Raw genomic sequence first — 20365 nt, 5'->3', positions numbered from 1 at the left:
CCGCTTAAGAGCTTTCGCACCCAGCCTACTGGCGTTATCCTTGATTTCACCTTAATTGCCCCTGGGCGGCTAAAAACGACCTTGAACGCACCCATCGAACCTCATCGTTTCATACTCGAGCCCTTTGAGGCTCGCCGCTTCGCCAATCTGTGCGGGCAATTCGACGAGCACCTGCGCTTGATCGAACAGCGCCTGGCCATCGAGATCCGCAACCGCGGGAACCAGTTCGAACTGATCGGCGAACCCAAGCTCACCTCCTCCGCGGAAAACCTGTTGCGCCGCCTCTATCGGGAAACCAAGGCAAGCGAGCTGTCTCCGGACATGGTCCACCTGTTCCTGCAGGAGTCGGCGGTCGAAGAACTCGACAACCACGCCCCTTCCGAACCTGCCGTGGCCCTGCGCACGAAAAAAGGCATGATTCGCCCGCGCGGCTTGAATCAGCAGCGCTACGTGAAGGAAATCCTGGCCAACGACATCAACTTCGGCATCGGTCCGGCCGGTACCGGCAAGACCTACCTGGCCGTGGCTTGCGCCGTCGATGCGCTGGAGCGCGAACAGGTACGACGCATCCTGCTGGTGCGCCCGGCCGTCGAAGCGGGCGAAAAGCTCGGCTTCCTGCCAGGCGACCTGGCCCAGAAAATCGACCCGTACCTGCGTCCGCTCTATGACGCGCTGTACGAAATGCTCGGTTTCGAATACGTCGCCAAGCTGATCGAGCGCCAGGTCATCGAGGTCGCGCCGCTGGCCTACATGCGTGGTCGCACGCTGAACAACAGCTTCATCATTCTCGACGAAAGCCAGAACACCACGGTCGAACAGATGAAGATGTTCCTGACGCGGATCGGCTTCGGCTCCACCGCCGTCATCACCGGGGACATCACCCAGGTCGACCTGCCGCGGGGCACCAAGTCCGGGCTGAACCATGTGATCCAGGTCCTCAAGGATGTGCCGGGTATCAGCTTCACGCACTTCATGCCCAAGGACGTCGTGCGCCACCCGTTGGTGCAGCGCATTGTCGAAGCCTACGAGCGTTTCGAGCATCGCGCCGAGGAAGAGCTGGCCGAGAGCAAAGGCAATGGCCGCAATGCTTGAACTCGACCTGCAAGTGGCCTGTGAACACGCCGCCCCCAGCGAAGCCCAGTTCCGCCAATGGTGCGAACTGGCCCTGCGCCAGCGCAGCGCCGACTCCGAGCTGACGATCCGCCTGGTGGACGAGCCTGAAGGTCGTGAACTGAACCACACCTGGCGACAGAAAGACTACGCCACCAACGTGCTGTCCTTCCCCGCCGACGTCCCCGATGAGTTGCTCGACATTCCGCTGCTGGGCGACCTGGTGATCTGCGTCCCGGTCGTTGAGCGTGAAGCCGCCGAACAAGGCAAGTCTCCCGAAGCCCACTGGGCCCATCTGGTGATTCACGGCTGCTTGCATCTATTGGGTTACGACCATATAGAAGATGACGAAGCTGAAGAAATGGAAGCACTGGAACGAACGTTGCTTGCAGAGCTGGGTCATCCCGACCCCTACGCCGACGACGACCATTGATACATCAACTGTAACGACAAAGGATTCAGAGTAATCGCTATGAGCGAAGATCGATCGACCAACGGGCATAAGTCATGGCTGGGCAAGCTCACCCAGGCTTTTGCCCATGAGCCGAAAAACCGCCAGGAGCTGTTGGAGCTTCTGCGCGATGCACACCAGAACAAATTGCTGGACAGCGAAGCGCTGGCCATCGTCGAAGGCGCCATCCAGGTCGCTGACCTGCAAGTGCGGGACATCATGGTCCCGCGCTCGCAGATGATCAGCATCAAGGCGACCCAGACACCCCGCGAATTCCTGCCCGCCGTGGTCGACTCCGCCCACTCGCGCTACCCGGTCGTCGGCGAAAGCCATGACGATGTCATGGGCGTACTGCTGGCCAAGGACCTGCTGCCGCTGATCCTCCAGGAGAACGGCGACAGCTTCAATATCAAGGACCTGCTGCGTCCGGCCACCTTCGTGCCCGAGTCCAAGCGCCTGAACGTGCTGTTGCGTGAATTCCGCGCCAACCACAACCACATGGCCATCGTCATCGATGAATACGGCGGCGTGGCTGGACTGGTAACCATTGAAGACGTGCTTGAACAGATCGTCGGCGACATCGAGGATGAGCATGACGTCGAGGAAGACAGCTACATTAAGCCACTGCCCAGCGGCGACTTCCTGATCAAGGCGCTGACGCCGATCGATAGCTTCAACGAGTTTTTTGACAGCGAATTTTCCGACGATGAGTTCGACACCGTCGGCGGCCTGGTGATGAGTGCTTTCGGACACCTGCCCAAGCGCAACGAAACCACCGAGATCGGTTCCTGGCGCTTCCGCATCCTGAATGCCGACAGCCGCCGAATTCATCTGCTGCGCCTGTCACCCATTGCCCGTTAAACCCTGCGAGCCCCGCTAAGGAAACACATGCGCTGGATAACCCGCCCCGGCTGGCCCGGTAACCTGCTGGCCGTGGCGGCTGGCGCGATCACCACCTTGGCCCTGGCGCCCTTCAATATCTGGCCGCTGGCATTGCTGGCGGTCGGGCTGTTCTATGCCGGCTTGCGCGAACTCTCGCCGCGCCAGGCGCTGGGACGCGGCTGGTGTTTCGGCTTCGGCCTGTTTGGCGCCGGCACGAGTTGGATCTACGTCAGCATCCATAACTTCGGTGGCGCCTCGGTGTTGCTCGCCGGGTTGCTGATGCTGTTGTTCATCGCCGCCATCGCCTGGTTTTTCGCCCTGCCCGCCTGGCTCTGGGCGCGGTGGTTGCGGCGCAGCGAAGCGCCCTTGGCCGATGCCCTGGCGTTCGCCGCGCTGTGGTTGGGCCAAGAGGCTTTTCGCGGCTGGTTCCTGACCGGCTTCCCCTGGCTTTACTCCGGGTACAGCCAGCTCGACGGTCCTCTGGCCGGTCTCGCGCCGCTGGGTGGGATGTGGCTGATCTCCTTTACTCTGGCCCTGACCGCCGCGCTGCTGTACAACGCGCCCCGACTGCTGCGCTCCGGGCGCAAAGGCTTCATCGTCGCGGGCGTGGCGCTGTTGGTTGGCCCATGGATCGCCGGCATGGCGCTTAAAGGGCATGCCTGGACCAGTCCTTCGGGCGACCCGCTCAGCGTCGCGGCGATCCAGGGCAACATCGAACAAAGCATGAAATGGGACCCGGAACAGCTCAACGCCCAGTTGGCGCTGTACCGCGACATGAGTTTCACCTCCAAGCGTGTCGACCTGCTGATCTGGCCGGAAACCGCCGTGCCAGTGCTCAAGGAGTCTGCCCAGGGCTACCTGGACATGATGGGCAGTTTTGCCGCCGAGCGGCATTCGGCGCTGATTACCGGCGTGCCGATTCGCCAACTGGTGCGCCACGAAAAACGCTACTTCAACGGCATCACGGTGACGGGGGAAGGCGACGGGACTTACCTCAAGCAAAAGCTCGTGCCCTTCGGCGAATACGTGCCGCTGCAGGACCTGCTGCGCGGGCTGATCGCATTCTTTGACCTGCCCATGTCGGATTTTGCCCGTGGCCCGGCTGACCAGCCATTGCTACAGGCCAAGGGATACCAGATCGCGCCGTTCATTTGTTATGAGGTGGTTTACCCGGAATTCGCCGCCAGCCTTTCGGCGCGCAGTGATTTGCTCCTGACCATCAGCAACGACACCTGGTTCGGCACCTCGATCGGCCCGTTGCAACACCTGCAGATGGCGCAGATGCGCGCACTGGAGGCCGGCCGCTGGATGATTCGCGCCACCAACAACGGCGTCACCGGCCTGATCAACCCCTTTGGCCAGATTACCGCCAGCATCCCGCAATTCGAACGGGGCATTCTTTACGGCGAAGTGGTGCCGATGCACGACCTGACGCCTTACCTGCAATGGCGCTCGTGGCCGCTGATCATCTTGTGCGTGTTGCTGCTGGGCTGGGCGCTGATGGCGGGACGGATGGCCAAGACCGTTTGACTCCTTCCCCATGTGGATGAAAAACCTGTGGCGAGGGAGCTTGCTCCCGCTGGACCGGTCCGACGCTTCGGGCGCAGCAGGCCCCGCTTTTTGGGGGCCGCTTCGCGCCCCAGCGGGAGCAAGCTCCCTCGCCACATAGCGTTCACCTTGATAAGTCAGCGGTAGAACAACCAATACCCCACCAACCCCACCGCCTCGTTCATGAGCTGTCCCGACTGCCAGATCGACTTGAATTCCGGCATCCAGCCGCCCAGTGGCCGGGCGTTATCCTGCCCCAGGAACCCCACCGGCGCCGCAATCACCTCGAAACCTGCCCGCTCGAAACTCCAGACCGCGCGTGGCATGTGCCAGGCCTGGGTCACGACCACCACGCGCTTCACGCCTTCGGGCAGCAAAATCTGCGCGCTCATCTGAGCGTTTTCCCATGTCGTGCGGCTGCGTTCCTCCTGCCAGCGCACGGTCACGCCGAAGTCGTCGAGCATCGAATCGGCCATCAGCTTCGCCTCGCTGGGCGGGGTGCCGTAATGCAGGCCACCGGTGGTCAGCACCGGCAAACCGGACGCCTTGGCCAGCCGCGCGGCATAGCGCTGGCGCTCCAGGCCGATGCCGGTGGGCTGGTCGGCGCCCCAGGCCAGGTCGCCGCGCTCACGCCCCGAGCCCAGCACCACGATGGCATCGGCGCGCTGGGCCAGGGTCGCCCATTCGCTGCGCAGCAGCGGCGGTTCACGCTCCAGCGCCCGGGCGCTCCATTGCACCACCACCGGCAGGCTCAGCAGCCAGAAGCCACCCATCCCCACGGCGAAACACACCCGGGCCAGGCGCGGCCGGGAGTGACGCCACCACCAGGCAAGCGCCAACAGCAGCAGAAGAATGCCGGGCGGCAATAAAAGTTGTTTGATGAAATAGCGAAACGGCATCGGGCATCTCCATAGATGCCCGAAGCCTAGGTGGGTTGACGCAAAGCGACAACAGATTCCAAAAACATCGAATCAAAAAAAAGCGACACGCGTGAATCCGGCGTTACTTGAACTGCAGTGACCGGACCTTTACAGCATCCTTGTCGGGCGTCCGGTCCTTTAGCCAGACAACTTTGGCCGAACGGGGCGCATCGAGACGCTTGTTTGCCTGGGCCCCGATCGCAGGGGCCTGGTGCCCGACCTGCTCAAGGTAGGCCTTGACCAGTTCGAACTCTGCGGGGCTCAAGCCGCGCAGTTCCAGCTCTGCCGGGCGTTCATCACGCAAGCGACCGGCGGTTCTTGCAGCGTCAAGGGCCACCCCGAGACGATCGATCAGTTTTTCGTATAACTCAGGTGTAGCGACTTTTCGTTGTGATTCAACCATCCCTCACCTCATTGAAGATAAGACTCACTCCCCATTGAGAAGCTTAGCTTCGCTGGGCAAACCGGCAGCGCGCCGCGACCAACGGCCCTGAACGCCGATCGTCGACGAAGGTCTGCAAGGCTTGGCGATGGTTCGGCAGCAATCAGGGTTTCCCTCGGCAGAGCGCGGTCATGTATGCTACGGCGCTTCCTGTAACTCCACTTCCAGCTTGGCTGGGCATCGAAAACGCCGCATTCGGCGTCGTCCGCGTCCAGCATGGCAACGAAGAGGATTGGGCCACCCCATTCAGTACAAAAGTAGCCATGCACGAACACTACCAGCCCCGTGAAATCGAAGCCGCCGCCCAGTCGTTCTGGGACGAGCAAAAGTCCTTTGAAGTCAGCGAACAGCCAGGCAAGGAAACTTACTACTGCCTGTCGATGTTCCCTTACCCCAGCGGCAAGCTACACATGGGGCACGTGCGCAACTACACCATCGGCGACGTGATCTCCCGCTACCAGCGCATGCAAGGCAAGAACGTCCTGCAACCCATGGGTTGGGACGCCTTCGGCATGCCGGCGGAAAACGCCGCGATGAAGAACAACGTGGCCCCCGCCAAGTGGACCTACGAAAACATCGCCTACATGAAGTCCCAGCTGCGCAGCCTGGGCCTGGCGGTGGACTGGTCCCGGGAAGTCACCACCTGCAAGCCTGATTACTACCGCTGGGAACAATGGCTGTTCACCCGCCTGTTCGAAAAAGGCGTGATCTACCGCAAGAACGGCACCGTGAACTGGGACCCGGTGGACCAGACCGTACTAGCCAACGAGCAAGTGATCGACGGCCGCGGCTGGCGCTCCGGCGCGCAGATCGAAAAGCGCGAGATCCCGATGTACTACTTCAAGATCACCGCCTACGCGGATGAACTCCTGGAGAGCCTCGACGAGCTGACCGGCTGGCCCGAGCAGGTCAAGACCATGCAGCGCAACTGGATCGGCAAGTCCCGGGGCATGGAAGTGCAGTTCCCCTACGACGTCGCCTCCATTGGCGAAGCCGGCACCCTGAAAGTCTTCACCACCCGCCCGGACACCCTGATGGGCGCCACTTACGTGGCCGTGGCCGCCGAGCACCCGCTGGCGACCCTGGCAGCGCAGAACAACCCCGAGCTGCAGGCGTTCATCGCCGAATGCAAGGGCGGCAGCGTCGCCGAAGCCGACGTTGCCACCCAAGAGAAGAAAGGCCTGCCGACTTCGCTGTTCGTCGAGCACCCGCTCACCGGCGAGAAACTGCCGGTGTGGGTCGCCAACTACGTGTTGATGCACTACGGCGACGGCGCAGTCATGGCCGTTCCGGCCCACGACGAGCGCGATTTCGAATTCGCCCACAAATACAACCTGCCGGTCAAACCGGTCGTGCGCACCAGCGCCGGCGACCAGACCCCGGCACCTTGGCAAGACGCCTACGGTGAGCACGGCGAGCTGATCAATTCCGGTGAGTTCAACGGCCTGGATTTCGCCGGCGCGTTCGATGCCATCGAAGTGGCCCTCATCAAGAAGAACCTCGGCGCCTCGCGCACCCAGTTCCGCCTGCGCGACTGGGGCATCAGCCGCCAGCGCTACTGGGGCTGCCCGATCCCGATCGTGCATTGCGACACCTGCGGCGACGTACCGGTGCCGGAAGATCAATTGCCGGTGGTCCTGCCGGAAGACGTCGTACCCGACGGCGCCGGTTCGCCCCTGGCGCGCATGCCCGAGTTCTATGAGTGCAACTGCCCGAAATGCGGTGCACCGGCCAAGCGCGAAACCGACACCATGGACACCTTTGTCGAGTCCTCGTGGTACTACGCGCGCTACGCCTCGCCGCACTTTGAAGGCGGCCTGGTGGAAAAATCCGCGGCCGACCATTGGTTGCCGGTGGACCAGTACATCGGCGGCATCGAACACGCCATTCTCCACCTGCTCTACGCGCGTTTCTTCCACAAGCTGATGCGCGACGAAGGCCTGGTGAGCTCCAACGAGCCGTTCAAGAACCTGCTGACCCAGGGCATGGTGATCGCCGAGACTTATTATCGTCGCGAAGCCAACGGTGCCTACACCTGGTTCAACCCGAGCGACGTCGAGCTCGAGCGTGACAGCAAGGCCAAGGTCATCAGCGCCAAGCTGATCGCCGACGGCCTGCCGGTGGAAATCGGCGGCACCGAGAAAATGGCCAAGTCGAAGAACAACGGCGTCGACCCACAGTCGATGATCGACCAGTTCGGCGCAGACACCTGCCGCCTGTTCATGATGTTCGCCTCGCCGCCCGACATGAGCGCCGAATGGTCCGACTCGGGCGTCGAGGGCTCGCACCGTTTCCTCAAGCGCGTCTGGCGCCTGGCCCAGGCCCACGTCACCCAAGGCCTGCCGGGCAAACTGGACGTGGCCAGCCTGAACGACGAGCAGAAAGCCGTTCGCCGCGCGATCCACCTGGCCATCAAGCAGGCCAGCCATGACGTCGGCCAGAACCACAAATTCAACACCGCCATCGCCCAGGTGATGACGCTGATGAACGTACTGGAAAAAGCCGCCCAAGGCACCGAGCAGGATCGCGCGTTGATCCATGAAGGCCTGGAAGCCGTGACGCTGCTGCTGGCGCCGATCACCCCGCACATCAGCCACGAGTTGTGGAATCAACTGGGTCACGCCGACCCGGTGATCGACGCCCGTTGGCCGCTGGTGGACGAAACCGCGCTGGTGCAGGACAGCCTGACCCTGGTCATCCAGGTCAATGGCAAGCTGCGCGGCCAGATCGAAATGCCCGCTGCCGCCACTCGCGAAGAAGTCGAAGCCGCGGCGCGAGCCAATGAGAACGTGCTGCGCTTTGTCGATGGCCTGACGATTCGTAAAGTGATCGTCGTGCCCGGCAAGCTGGTCAATATCGTCGCAAGCTAATTGGACCGGGCGACCGGGCCACGGGTCCGGCGCCGAACATGACCTGCGGGGCCGCACGACCGGCCCATGGGTTTCAAGGGGAGCAACAAGATGATCAAACGTAATCTGCTGGTGATGGGCCTCGCGGTCCTGTTGAGCGCCTGCGGCTTCCAGCTGCGCGGCACCGGCACCACCGAACTGGCCATCACCGAGCTGGACCTCAGCGCCCGTGATGCTTATGGCGAAACAGTAAAAGCGTTGCGCGACTCGCTGGAAGACAGCGGTGTGAAGGTCTACAACGGTGCCCCGTACAAGCTGGTCTTGACCCGTGAGCAGCAAAGCCAGCGCAGCCTGAGCTATGCCGGCGCCGGTCGTTCCGCCGAGTACGAGCTGAACAACGTGCTGAACTATGAAATCCGCGGCCGGAACAACCTGGTGCTGCTGGACGACAAGCTGCAAGTGCAGAAGGTCTACCTGCATGACGGCAACAACATCACCGGCTCCGACCAGGAGTCCAGCGAAGTGCGCGAAGAGATGCGTCGCGACATGGTCCAGCGGATGATGCTGCGCCTGCAGCAGTTGAGCCCAGGTCAGCTGGAGCAATTGCAGCAGACCGCTGACGCCAAGGCCAAGCAAGAAGCCGACGCACTGGAAGCAGCACGCAAGGCTGAGGCGGAAACCCCGCAACAGTCGCCAATGCAAATCCCAGCGGAATAAGCCTTGCGGGGCGCCTTGGCGCCCCGCTCGCCTTCTCCTATGAAGCTCGCTCCCGCTCAACTCGGCAAACACCTGCAAGGCGCCCTTGCGCCGGTCTACATCATCAGCGGCGATGACCCGCTGCTGTGCCAGGAAGCCGCCGACGCCATCCGCTCCGCCGCTCGCCAGCAAGGTTTCGACGAACGCCAGGTGTTCGCCGCCGACGCCAGTTTTGACTGGGGTACGTTGTTGCAGGCCGGGGCAAGCATGTCGCTGTTCGCCGAGAAACGCCTGCTGGAACTGCGTTTGCCGTCAGGCAAACCCGGTGACAAAGGCGCCGCCGCGCTGATCGAATATTGCTCGCGACCGGCCGAAGACACGGTGCTGCTCATCAGCCTGCCTAAGCTCGACGGCAGCGCGCAGAAAACCAAGTGGGGCAAGGCCCTGGTCGAAGGACCGCAGACCCAGTTCGTGCAGATCTGGCCAGTGGATGTGAGCCAATTGCCAAGCTGGATCCGCCAGCGCCTGTCCCAGGCCGGGCTGTCGGCCAGCCAGGACGCGGTGGAATTGATCGCCGCCCGGGTCGAAGGCAACCTGCTGGCCGCCGCCCAGGAAATAGAAAAGCTCAAGCTGATGGCCGAGGGCGGGCAGATCACCGTGGAAACGGTCCAGGCCGCCGTGGCCGACAGCGCCCGCTTCGACGTCTTCGGGCTGACCGATGCGATCCTCAACGGCGAAGCCGCCCACGCCTTGCGCATGCTCGAAGGCCTGCGGGGCGAAGGCGTCGAGCCACCGGTGATCCTCTGGGCCTTGGCCCGGGAGCTGCGGCTGCTGGCCAATCTGTCGCTGCAATACAGCCAGGGCGTCCCCCTGGACAAGGCCTTCAGCCAAGCCCGTCCGCCCGTGTGGGATAAACGCAAACCGCTGATGAGCAAAGCGCTGCAACGGTATTCGGCGTCACGCTGGGCACAACTGCTGCTGGAAGCCCAGCGCATCGATGCGCAAATCAAGGGCCAGGCTGCCGGCTCGCCGTGGATGAGCCTCAGTCGGTTGTCGTTGTTGATGGCGGGTCAACGGCTGCCTTTACCTGCGGAATAAACCTCTTTTCCAGGCAACAGATTTTTGTGTCAAGGATGCTTTTTGTGGCGAGGGAGCTTGCTCCCGCTGGGGCGCGTAGCGGCCCTGTTTTTTGGGGCTGCTGCGCAGCCCAGCGGGAGCAAGCTCCCTCGCCACAAATGCGCCCCAGCCACAATGTCCCTTACCCATCCTTGAAACTTCCTACGCAATGCAGGGACTGGACAAAACCCCAGTCCTGCCCCATGATTTCCCCCGCAAAACCACCCCGCGAGAGATCCGATCATGAGCAAAAAGCCATCCAAGCATGGCCCCAACAAGGCCAAATCCATCGTCGCCCAACCCTTGTTCCGCAGCCGCCAGGAACGACCCGCCAAGGGCAAGGGCAGCTACCGCCGCGAAGCCTTCCAGTCTGACAACTGGGAGGCTTCTTGCTTTCTGGCGGCTTGAAACACCCAGACAAGCCCTACGCCCCTTTCGCATGTTAAGGTCGGCACCTGATTTGTATTTCTGGACCCGTGCATGCCCTTCTGTCTTTCCCATCGTTGGCCACTGCGCCAAATGATTGTTGCCACAAGCGTCGCCCTGCTCGTCGCCTGCGCCGAAAAACCTACGGCCGCCGACGCCCAACCGCTCCAGACAGCTCCCGTCGTGACCGCACCGGCCATCGTGCCGCCTGTTGTGCCCACTGGCGAAGACCTGGACATCGTACCGACCCAGACCTTCGCTGAATGGCAGGCCGGGTTTCGCAAGGAGGCCCTGGCCGCCGGAATCCGTGCCGACCTGTTCGATCGTGCGTTTATCGGTGTCAGCCCGGACATGAGCGTGATCAAGGCCGATCGCAGCCAGCCGGAATTCACTCGCCCCGTGTGGGAATACCTCGATGGCGCGTTGTCGCCGCTACGGGTCAATAAAGGCAAGAGCCTGATCCAACAGAATGCCCAGGTCCTGCAAAACATCGAACAGCGTTATGGCGTCGATCGCGCGGCGCTGGTGGCGGTGTGGGGCATGGAGAGCAATTTCGGTCAGTTCCAGGGCACCAAGTCCGTCATCAACTCCCTGGCGACCCTGGCCTATGAAGGCCGGCGTCCGGCATTTGCCCATGCCCAACTGATCGCCGCGCTGCAGATCCTGCAACAGGGCGATATCACACCGGAAAAAATGCTCGGCTCCTGGGCCGGTGCCATGGGCCAGACCCAGTTCATTCCCACCACGTACAACACCCATGCGGTGGATTTTGACGGTGATGGTCGCCGCGATATCTGGGGCAGCTCAACCGATGCCCTCGCCTCGACCGCGCATTATTTGCAGAGCTCCGGCTGGCAGCGTGGTCAACGCTGGGGGTTCGAGGTCTCGCTCAACGAAGGCTTCGACTACACGCTGGCCGATGGCACGATCCGCAAGCCTGTCGCCGAATGGGAGCGACTGGGCGTTTCAGAATACGGCGGCCTGCCGATAACCCCGGACGACAAGCAACTCTCGGCATCCCTCCTCCTTCCGGCAGGCCATCGCGGCCCGGCGTTCCTGATATTCGATAACTTCCGCGCCATCCTCAAATACAACAACTCGTCGTCCTACGCACTGGCGGTTGGGCTGTTGTCGGAGCGCTTCAACGGCGCAGGCCTGGTCTACGGGCAGTGGCCAAAGGAAGATTTGCCGCTGAGCCGCAGCGAACGTATCGAATTGCAGACGCTGCTGGGCAAGCACAACTACGACGCGGGCAACCCCGACGGCATCATCGGCGCCAACACCCGCAAGGCGATCCGCAGCGCGCAACAATCGTTTGGCTGGCCGGCGGATGGGTATCCGACGCATCAGTTGCTGGAGGCGTTGCGTAGCCGCTGAGTCAGCCGTATGGCGGCTACCGCTTTCGCGAGCAGGCTCGCTCCCACAGGGGACCCTCGGTCGAATGTGGGAGCGAGCCTGCTCGCGAAGACTGACTCACAGTCGCTAGATGATTAGCGCCCGACCACCACATCCTGTTCCAACACCAACTGCTTCTCCCCCGCATCCAGCCTCACCAACGCGCCCATGGGCAAGGTCAGGTTCGGATCGCAGTGCCCGCTGCGCCAACCGGATAACACGGGGATCTGCAACGGCTCAAAAGTCTGCTTGAACAGCCGGTTCAGCGCCTCGACATCCACGCCCGCCACATCGCCCACCAACACACCGCGCAATTTCGCCAACGTGCCCGCGAGTCGCAGTTGGGTCAGCAGGCGATCGATGCGGTACAGGGGTTCGTTGACGTCTTCGATGAACAGGATCACTCCTTCGGCGTCGATTTGGTAAGGCGTGCCCATGGTCGCGGCGATCATCGACAAGTTGCCTCCCAGCAAACGGCCGTGGGCGACGCCCGGCTCGACGGTGGTCAGCGGATACGCTGCGGGATGGCTCAGTGCGTCGCCAGCCTTCAATTGGCCGCGTAGCAGGCTGAAGAATGAGGTGACGGTCGGGGGTTCTTTGTCGCCCAGTAGATCGGCGTTGAGCAGCGGTCCGTGGAAGGTCACGAAGCCTGCGTAACGGCTGATGGCGAGGTGCAGTGCGGTGATGTCGCTGTAGCCTACGAATGGCTTGGGGTTGCGCTTGATGAGGTCGAAGTCGATGCGGTCGAGCAGACGTGGGGTGCCGTAGCCGCCGCGTAGGCAGATGATTGCTTTTACTTCTGGGTCGGAGAATGCGGCGTGGAGGTCGTTGAGGCGTACTTCGTCGGGGCCGGCGAGGTAGCTGTCTTTTTCGTAGACGCCGGGGAAGATTCGCAGTTCATGGCCCCTCGCGCGCATCCATTGGGTGGCTTTTTCCGTGTCCAGGGGGGCGGGGCCTGCGGGGGCGATTACTCCGATCAGGCCTTCTTTTGGGAGTGCTGGGACGGGGTGGTGTGGGGTCATGGGTTTTCCGGTTTTTTGATCGTGTGAATATCCGTTTCTGCGGTCACGGCTGCTGGCGGTTCCGCTCTTACAGCGGCTCACTTTTGAGAAGCGCAAAAGTAAGCAAAACGCTCTTGCCCCACCACTCGGTGCCTCGCCTAGGCTCGGCATGCCCTCACTCCGGCATTGCTCCGTGGGCCCGCCGCGATGGGCCATCCATGGCCCTGCGCGGCTATCCCGGCATCCATGCCGGGATGCCCACTGCGCAAGGCCTGCGTTCGGCCAGCGTGGTTTAACGGGGCGCCAAGATCAAGATCAAGATCAAGATCAAGATCCAAAGCAACAGCAACAGCGGGGCATCAGCCAGAATATGTGTAGCTGAACCACCGCTATCGCGAGCAAGCTCGCTCCCACAATGGATCTTCAGGAGCCAACCGATGCAGTTCGCCGCAAAACCTCGTGGGAGCGAGCCTGCTCGCGAAGAGGCCAGTACACAAACATCACCGCAAACTGACACACCGCCTTCGCGAGCAGGCTCGCTCCCACTTCTGATCCCAGCAGACACAATTTGCACATACACCGCAGAACAATGTGGGAGCGAGCTTGCTCGCGATGAGGCCAGTACGCCCAACATCACCGCAAACTGACACACCGCCTTCGCGAGCAGGCTCGCTCCCACAGGGGATATGCGATCCATCAGGAACCAGGTCGGCCCTAAGGCCGCCTCGCTTTTGCTTTTGCTTCTGATCTGGAACGCCCCGTTAACCACGATGGCTGAACGAAGGTATTGCGCAGTGGGTAACCCGGCATGGATGCCGGGTTAGCCGCGCAGGGCCATGGATGGCCCATCGCGGCGGGCCCACGGAGCAAGGCCTTCGTTTAGGCATGCCGAGCCTAGGCGAGGCACCGAGTGGTGGGGGCAAAGCCTTTTTGGTTACTTTTTTGGCGTCTGAAAAAAGTGACCCGCCGTAAGGGCGGAACCATCAGCCGCCGTTACGCAAAAAACGGATCAGCTACCCAAAAGCTCAGCCTTGACCAACTTGGCCTGCTCATCCGCATGATACGAAGACCGCACCAACGGCCCCGAAGCCACGTTCTTGAAGCCCATCTTGTACCCCTCCTCGGCAAACCAGGCAAAGGTATCCGGGTGTACAAAACGCTGCACCGGCAAGTGGCTGCGCGAAGGCTGCAGATACTGGCCGAGGGTCAGCATATCGATGTCATGCTCACGCATGCGCTTCATGACTTCGATGACTTCCTCATCGGTCTCACCCAGGCCCAGCATCAAGCCGGATTTGGTCGGAATATGCGGCATCATCTTCTTGAAGCGCTGAAGCAAGGTCAGCGACCACTGATAGTCCGAACCCGGACGCGCGGCCTTGTACAGGCGTGGCACGGTTTCCAGGTTATGGTTGAACACATCTGGCGGCTCGGCGGCGGTGATTTCCAGGGCGATGTCCATGCGGCCACGGTAGTCCGGCACCAGGGTTTCCAGTTGCACGTTCGGCGACAGCTTGCGGATTTCGCGGATGCAGTCGGCAAAGTGCTGGGCACCGCCGTCGCGCAGGTCATCGCGGTCCACCGAGGTGATGACCACGTACTTGAGTTTCAGGTCGGCAATGGCGATCGCCAGGCTTTCCGGCTCGTTGACGTCCAATGGCTTCGGACGACCGTGGCCGACGTCGCAGAATGGGCAGCGACGGGTGCAGATGTCGCCCATGATCATGAACGTCGCGGTGCCGCCGGAAAAGCATTCGCCCAGGTTCGGGCAGGAGGCTTCTTCGCAGACGCTGTGCAGCTTGTGCTTGCGCAGCAGCGCCTTGATGCGGTCGACTTCCGGGGAAACCGGGATGCGCACGCGGATCCAGTCGGGTTTCTTCGGCAATTCGGTGGTGGGGATGATCTTGACCGGAATGCGTGCAACCTTCTCGGCGCCGCGCAGCTTGACGCCGGCCTCTACCTTGGCACGCGGGGCCGGACGTTCGGTGACGTCCTGCGTCGGGATCATGGTTTGCACTGCATCAGTAGTCATATCAGTCGATTCCGCCCGTGAGGGTCGTCTGCTCAGCATAGTCGAGGTGTTTGACGAGCTGCGCGCGCAGCCGGGCACTTACCTCGGAAAATTCAATCGATCCTGTGTGATCGCGCAGCTGGGTCATCGCCAGCCCTGCGTAGCCACAGGGATTAATCCGTCGGAACGGTTCAAGATTCATGTCCACGTTCAACGCCAGGCCGTGGAACGAACAGCCATGGCGGATCCGCAGGCCGAGGGAGGCGATTTTCGCCCCGTCGACGTACACGCCCGGTGCATCCGGCTTGGCCGCCGCGGCCACACCGTAGCTGGCGAGCAGTTCGATCAGGCACGTCTCCATGCGCGTGACCAGCTCGCGCACGCCGAATCCCAGCTTGCGCACGTCCAGCAGCAGGTAGGCAACCAATTGGCCGGGACCATGGTAAGTCACCTGCCCGCCCCGGTCGACCTTCACCACCGGGATGTCACCCGGCAGCAATAAGTGCTCGGCCTTGCCCGCCTGGCCCTGGGTGAACACCGGCGGGTGTTCGACCAGCCAGACTTCGTCACCCGCAGCATCGCCGCGTTCGTTCGTGAAGCGTTGCATGGCATGCCAGACCGGCTCGTAAGCCATCGTGCCCAGCTCGCGAAAGCCCAGCGTGCCCGGCATCACAACACCATGTGCACGAAACCGGTCGCTCGCAGCTCGCTATTGATGTCGTAGAGCTGTTCCTGGCCGGTGGCAATGATGTGCAACTGGATCGTCGTGTACTTGCCGTTGGTACTCTGGCGCTCGGCCAGGGTCTTGAGGTCAACGGTGGCGTGTTTCTCAAGAATCGCGACGATCTTGTCCTTGAACCCCACACCGGTGTCGCCGATTACTTTGATCGGATAATCCGCGCAGGGAAATTCGATCTTTGGCGCCTTTACTTCAGAGTCTGTCATGGCGTAACGGCCTCGCAAGCCGTGGTAACGAACATGGCCCCGTGCCGGAAAGGAACGGGGCCATGCAGGTCAACACTCGAAATCAGTTGAACAAGCCGTAGAAGAATAGACGGATGCTATCCCACATGCGGCGGAAGATACCACCTTCCTCGACCGCGTCCAGCGCGATCAGGTCGGCGCTGTGCACCACTTTGTCTTCCAGTTTGACTTCGACCTTGCCGATGACGTCGCCCTTGGCGATCGGCGCGGTCAGTTGCGGATTCATGGTCATGCTGGCAGCGAGCTTCTTGAGCTGGCCTTTAGGCAAGGTCATGGTCAGGTCCTGGGCCAGGCCGGCCTTGACCTGGTTGGTCGAGCCTTTCCAGACCTGGGCCTGGGCCAGTTCGGTGCCCTTCTGGTAGAAGGTCTGGGTTTCGAAGAAACGGAAGCCATAGGTCAACAGCTTCTGGGTCTCGGCAGCACGGGCCACTTCGCTGCTGGTGCCGAAGACGACGGCGATCAGGCGCATGCCGTCGCGCACCGCCGAAGACACCATGCAGTAGCCAGCTTCGTCGGTGTGACCGGTCTTCAGGCCATCAACCGTCTTGTCGCGCCACAGCAGCAGGTTGCGGTTAGGCTGCTTGATGCCGTTCCAGAAGAACTCCTTCTGGGAGTAGATGGCGTAGTGCGCCGGGTCTTCGTGGATGATTGCACGGGCCAGCACCGCCATGTCGTGAGCCGACGAGTAGTGCTCAGGGTTCGGCAGGCCAGTCGGGTTCATGAAGTGGCTGTTGGTCATGCCCAGGTCGGCCACGGTTTTATTCATCATGTCGGCGAACGCATCTTCGCTGCCGGCGATGTGCTCGGCCAGGGCGACGCTGGCGTCGTTGCCGGACTGGATAATGATGCCGTGCAGCAAATCGCTGACGGTCACTTGCGAGCCGACCTTGATGAACATCCGCGAACCGCCGGTGCGCCAGGCATTTTCGCTGACGGTGACCGGATCGTTCTCGCCAATCTGGCCACGACGGATTTCCAGCGTGGCGATATAGGCGGTCATCAGCTTGGTCAGGCTGGCCGGTGGCAGGCGTTGGTCACCATTGTTCTCCACCAGCACGTTGCCGCTGCTGGCATCCATGAGGACGTAGGCCTTGGCCGCCAGTTGTGGAGGCGAAGGCATCATCTCGACCGCGAACGCGGCCGGAGAGAGAAGCAGCGGGACTAGCAGGCAAAGGCGTTTGGCAAAGGTGGTGATGTTCATCCGTCTCTCGAAATCGCTAATGGGACTGCCCGAAGGCAGAACTAAACAGGCTGCCTCTTAACGGGCCGCCGCGTATTTAAGTTGCTCACTCACAACCCTTGCCGGGCTTTTGTTATTGATGGAGCCAACAACCTGACCCGCCCAAACCGCAAGCGGGCCTTTCAAATCTACTCAGCCGTGACCAGGCTCGGCGAACCGAGATTGGCCAGGCGCACACTGTTCTGCACCTGCTGGACCTCACCCGGAGAACCGATCGGCCCCAGGCGCACCCGATGCAGTGTCTGCTGGTTGCGCACGATCGAGCTGATGAACACCGGCGCGCTGACCATCGAGCTCAGCTTCGACCTCAACAGCTCGGCAGCGTCCGGGTTGGCGAACGCGCCCACTTGCAGATACTGGCCAGACGCTGTTGCAGAAGCGTTTTTTTTTGGGTCGATCTGCACGGGCACCACGGCCGCCGCGTGTTGCTGCGGCGGTGGGGTCCATTGTTCGACCGTACCGGTGGACGCCGTCACGGTCGGCGCGGCATTTTGCGCCACTTTCGGCTCGTTGAGCATCAAAGGCGCCGGACGGCCGCGCTGGGCCCACCATTCCTGCGGATCGATGCCTTCGACCTTGACCCGCGCGGTACCGGTTTCAGCGTATCCAAGTTTTTTGGCCGCTGCATACGACAAGTCGATGATGCGGTCGGAATAGAACGGCCCACGGTCGTTGACCCGCAGGATCACCGTCTTGTTGTTGTCCAGGTTGGTCACCCGCACATAGCTGGGCAGCGGCAAGGTCTTATGGGCGGCGCTCATGCCATAAAGGTCGTAGACCTCGCCATTGGCGGTGTTCTGGCCATGAAACTTGGTGCCGTACCAGGACGCCGTGCCCGAAGCGACGTAGCGCTTGGAATCGGCCATCGGGAAATAGGTCTTGCCCAGCACGGTATACGGGTTGGCCTTGTAGGGCCCGGTGTGCAGGGTCGGCGTTGCGTCGGGAATGCGCGAGACATCGACGTCCCACCACGGCGCGCCATCCTTGTGGGCCCGGTTGATGTCCAGGCCCGGCGTGGCCTTCACGACGTTGCTGTTCTTCTGGGTCGGTGCGCGACTGGTCGAACAACTGACGACCAACAGCGACAGCGCCGCCAATGCCACCAACTTGAGGGGCCTGGCTTTCAGGGGTTGATAGGTAGGCATTGCCCGCATTATTTGACGCCCCGTGCTTTGACCAGCTCTTCAGACAGTTGATATACGGCCATCGCGTACATCACGCTGCGGTTATAACGCGTAATCGCGTAGAAATTCTTCAGGCCCATCCAATATTCGGGGCCCTGCTCGCCTTCCAGGCGCATTGCGGTGACTGGCATGTCATCACGCAGCGCATCATGACTCGACCAGCCCAACGCTCGCAACTCCCCAACGGTTTTCGTCGGCTCGATGCCCTCGGTCAGGCCCTCGTCCACTTGCTCGCCACGCACATCGGCACGGCTGACCACCGGTTCGCCGGCCTCCCAGCCATGTCGCTTGAAATAGCTGGCAACACTGCCAATGGCATCCGTCGGATTGGTCCAGATATTAATGTGGCCATCGCCGTCGAAATCCACAGCATAGGCGCGGAAACTGCTCGGCATGAATTGCGGCAGGCCCATCGCCCCGGCGTAGGAGCCTTTCAGGGTCATGGGATCGACTTGCTCTTCGCGCGCCAGCAGCAGGAACTCGCGCAGCTCCTTGCGGAAGAACTCGGCACGCGGCGGGTAATCGAAACCCAAGGTCGACAGCGCGTCGATCACCCGGAAATTGCCGGTATTACGGCCAAAGAAGGTCTCGACGCCGATGATTGACACGATGACCTGGGCCGGCACGCCATATTCCTGCTCGGCGCGGGCCAGGGCGGCCTCGTGCTGGCGCCAGAAATCCACGCCCCGGGCGATCCGCGCCTCGGTGATGAACATCGGCCGGTATTCGCTCCACTGCTTGACGCGCTCGGCGGGCCGGGAGATCGCGTCGAGAATCGACTGCTTGCGCTCGGCCTCGCGGAACACCCCCATCAACTGTTCGCCGGCAAAACCGTAGTCGCGGGTCATTTCACCGACGAACTCGGCCACTTGTGGCGAGCCTTCATAGTCGCCTGCCACGGCATGCGGCGCACAGCCCAGGAAGCCGACCAGGCCGACCCACGGCGCATATCGCGTCGACCAGCCACGCATTGCTTGCATTGAACTCTTCACCTTATTCAAACCTGAGCGATCCACTTGCGGTGGGTATGGATCGACATCAAAACCCCAAACGCTGACAGTAGCGTCACCAGCGAAGTTCCTCCGTAGCTAATGAATGGCAACGGCACCCCCACGACCGGCAGCAGGCCACTGACCATACCGATGTTGACGAAAACATAAACAAAAAACGTCATGGTCAGGCTGCCGGCGAGCAATTTGCCGAACAGCGTCTGCGCCTGGGCCGTGATCACCAGGCCCCGGCCGATCAACAACAGGTAGATCAGCAGCAGCACGCAGATGCCCACCAGGCCGAACTCCTCGCCCATCACGGCGATGATGAAGTCGGTGTGGCTTTCCGGCAGGAAGTCCAGGTGCGACTGCGTGCCCATCAGCCAGCCTTTGCCAAACACCCCGCCAGAGCCGATGGCGGCTTTGGACTGGATGATGTTCCAGCCGGTGCCCAGCGGATCGCTCTCTGGATCGAGGAACGTCAGGATCCGCTGCTTCTGGTAGTCGTGCATCACGAAGTACCACATGGCCACTGACACCGGCACGGCGATGGCGATCACGCTGAGGATCCAGCGCCAGCGCAACCCGCCCATGAACAACACGAAGGCGCCGCCAGCAAGAATCAGCAGCGAGGTGCCGAGGTCCGGCTGGCGAACAATGAGGATGAATGGGATGCCAATCAGCAACAGGCTGATGCACACGTGCTTGAGCTGTGGCGGCAGTGTGCGCTTGGACAAGTACCAGGCGATGGTCGCCGGCATGATGATCTTGAGGAATTCCGAGGGCTGGAAGCGGATCACACCGGGAATGTTGATCCAGCGGGTGGCGCCCATGGCGTTGTGGCCCATCACGTCCACCACCACCAGCAGGCCCACGCCCACCACATAGGCCAGCGGCACCCAGCGCGCCATGAATCGCGGTTCGAGTTGGGCGATGACGATCATCGACACCAGGCCGATGCCGAACGAGGTGGCCTGCTTGGCCAACAGGTCCCAGCTCTTGCCACTGGCCGAATACAGCACGAACAGGCTGCCGGCCGCCAGGGTCAGCAGCAGGATCAGCAACGGTCCGTCGATGTGCATGCGCTGCAACAAGGTGGCGCGACGACGCATCACATCTTC

19 protein-coding genes are annotated in these 20365 nt (G+C 61.9%); 9 read left to right on the top strand and 10 right to left on the bottom strand.

Translation table 11 applies throughout. From position 1 onward, the window contains the following. The first annotated feature begins 81 nt into the window (after positions 1 to 81). Genes FHK92_RS19180 through lnt form a run of 4 tightly spaced genes read left to right on the top strand, consistent with a single transcriptional unit; the run spans position 82 to position 3973 of the window. On the top strand, positions 82 to 1092 hold the full coding sequence (locus FHK92_RS19180; RefSeq protein WP_181289427.1) for a PhoH family protein: 1011 nt from the start codon (positions 82 to 84) through the stop codon (positions 1090 to 1092). Further along, positions 1085 to 1543 (top strand): rRNA maturation RNase YbeY, encoded by a 459-nt coding sequence (ybeY, locus tag FHK92_RS19175; protein WP_181289480.1) that lies wholly within the window; start codon positions 1085 to 1087, stop codon positions 1541 to 1543. Before FHK92_RS19180 ends, ybeY begins: the two co-directional genes overlap by 8 nt. Before the next feature lie 39 nt (positions 1544 to 1582). Then, complete coding sequence (locus FHK92_RS19170; protein ID WP_030140361.1) at positions 1583 to 2422, top strand: HlyC/CorC family transporter; 840 nt, start codon at positions 1583 to 1585, stop codon at positions 2420 to 2422. 27 nt (positions 2423 to 2449) lie between these two features. Then, on the top strand, positions 2450 to 3973 hold the full coding sequence (gene lnt / locus FHK92_RS19165; RefSeq protein WP_181289426.1) for an apolipoprotein N-acyltransferase: 1524 nt from the start codon (positions 2450 to 2452) through the stop codon (positions 3971 to 3973). Positions 3974 to 4128: 155 nt separating this feature from the next. Here lnt and FHK92_RS19160 read toward each other — a convergent pair whose 3' ends face one another. Together FHK92_RS19160 and FHK92_RS19155 are read right to left on the bottom strand one after the other, a co-directional pair. Continuing rightward, positions 4129 to 4890, bottom strand: a complete 762-nt coding sequence (locus FHK92_RS19160; RefSeq protein WP_181289425.1) for a YdcF family protein — start codon at positions 4888 to 4890, stop codon at positions 4129 to 4131. A 103-nt stretch (positions 4891 to 4993) separates the two neighbouring features. Continuing rightward, positions 4994 to 5314 carry a hypothetical protein gene (locus FHK92_RS19155; RefSeq protein WP_181289424.1) on the bottom strand — a complete coding sequence of 107 codons (321 nt, stop codon included), beginning with the start codon at positions 5312 to 5314 and terminating at the stop codon, positions 4994 to 4996. Between the two features lie 302 nt (positions 5315 to 5616). Between FHK92_RS19155 and leuS the strand changes: the two genes are divergently transcribed. The 5 genes from leuS (at position 5617) to FHK92_RS19130 (ending at position 11817) form a co-directional block, all read left to right on the top strand. Further along, entirely contained in the window at positions 5617 to 8223 is a 2607-nt protein-coding gene (gene leuS / locus FHK92_RS19150) for a leucine--tRNA ligase (protein ID WP_181289423.1), read from the top strand. Between the two features lie 90 nt (positions 8224 to 8313). Beyond that, entirely contained in the window at positions 8314 to 8919 is a 606-nt protein-coding gene (locus FHK92_RS19145) for an LPS-assembly lipoprotein LptE (protein ID WP_181289422.1), read from the top strand. Positions 8920 to 8958: 39 nt separating this feature from the next. Continuing rightward, a complete protein-coding gene (holA, locus tag FHK92_RS19140; protein WP_181289421.1) occupies positions 8959 to 9996 on the top strand; it encodes a DNA polymerase III subunit delta in 1038 nt (345 codons plus the stop codon). A gap of 261 nt (positions 9997 to 10257) precedes the next feature. Next, on the top strand, positions 10258 to 10422 hold the full coding sequence (gene arfA / locus FHK92_RS19135; protein ID WP_003205882.1) for an alternative ribosome rescue factor ArfA: 165 nt from the start codon (positions 10258 to 10260) through the stop codon (positions 10420 to 10422). Between the two features lie 72 nt (positions 10423 to 10494). Then, entirely contained in the window at positions 10495 to 11817 is a 1323-nt protein-coding gene (locus FHK92_RS19130; RefSeq protein ID WP_181289420.1) for a lytic murein transglycosylase, read from the top strand. A 113-nt stretch (positions 11818 to 11930) separates the two neighbouring features. Here FHK92_RS19130 and FHK92_RS19125 read toward each other — a convergent pair whose 3' ends face one another. The 8 genes from FHK92_RS19125 to rodA form a co-directional block, all read right to left on the bottom strand. Continuing rightward, positions 11931 to 12857 (bottom strand): S66 peptidase family protein, encoded by a 927-nt coding sequence (locus FHK92_RS19125; RefSeq protein ID WP_181289419.1) that lies wholly within the window; start codon positions 12855 to 12857, stop codon positions 11931 to 11933. Positions 12858 to 13845: 988 nt separating this feature from the next. After that, positions 13846 to 14868 (bottom strand): lipoyl synthase, encoded by a 1023-nt coding sequence (gene lipA / locus FHK92_RS19120; RefSeq protein ID WP_375154616.1) that lies wholly within the window; start codon positions 14866 to 14868, stop codon positions 13846 to 13848. A 1-nt stretch (position 14869) separates the two neighbouring features. Beyond that, complete coding sequence (gene lipB / locus FHK92_RS19115) at positions 14870 to 15517, bottom strand: lipoyl(octanoyl) transferase LipB (RefSeq protein WP_181289418.1); 648 nt, start codon at positions 15515 to 15517, stop codon at positions 14870 to 14872. Then, positions 15517 to 15792 carry a DUF493 domain-containing protein gene (locus FHK92_RS19110; RefSeq protein ID WP_030140373.1) on the bottom strand — a complete coding sequence of 92 codons (276 nt, stop codon included), beginning with the start codon at positions 15790 to 15792 and terminating at the stop codon, positions 15517 to 15519. The genes lipB and FHK92_RS19110 overlap by 1 nt, the downstream gene beginning before the upstream one ends. Before the next feature lie 82 nt (positions 15793 to 15874). Beyond that, positions 15875 to 17032, bottom strand: a complete 1158-nt coding sequence (locus FHK92_RS19105) for a D-alanyl-D-alanine carboxypeptidase family protein (protein WP_030140374.1) — start codon at positions 17030 to 17032, stop codon at positions 15875 to 15877. Positions 17033 to 17199: 167 nt separating this feature from the next. Beyond that, positions 17200 to 18225 (bottom strand): septal ring lytic transglycosylase RlpA family protein, encoded by a 1026-nt coding sequence (locus FHK92_RS19100; RefSeq protein WP_181289417.1) that lies wholly within the window; start codon positions 18223 to 18225, stop codon positions 17200 to 17202. Then, positions 18225 to 19235, bottom strand: a complete 1011-nt coding sequence (gene mltB / locus FHK92_RS19095) for a lytic murein transglycosylase B (RefSeq protein WP_181289416.1) — start codon at positions 19233 to 19235, stop codon at positions 18225 to 18227. Before mltB ends, FHK92_RS19100 begins: the two co-directional genes overlap by 1 nt. Before the next feature lie 17 nt (positions 19236 to 19252). Further along, positions 19253 to 20356 (bottom strand): rod shape-determining protein RodA, encoded by a 1104-nt coding sequence (gene rodA / locus FHK92_RS19090; protein WP_051065975.1) that lies wholly within the window; start codon positions 20354 to 20356, stop codon positions 19253 to 19255. Positions 20357 to 20365: the final 9 nt, after the last annotated feature.

This window comes from Pseudomonas brassicacearum subsp. neoaurantiaca (genome assembly GCF_013608025.1).
In the GTDB taxonomy this organism is placed as follows: domain Bacteria; phylum Pseudomonadota; class Gammaproteobacteria; order Pseudomonadales; family Pseudomonadaceae; genus Aquipseudomonas.
This window is presented reverse-complemented; position numbering and strand designations above follow the sequence as displayed.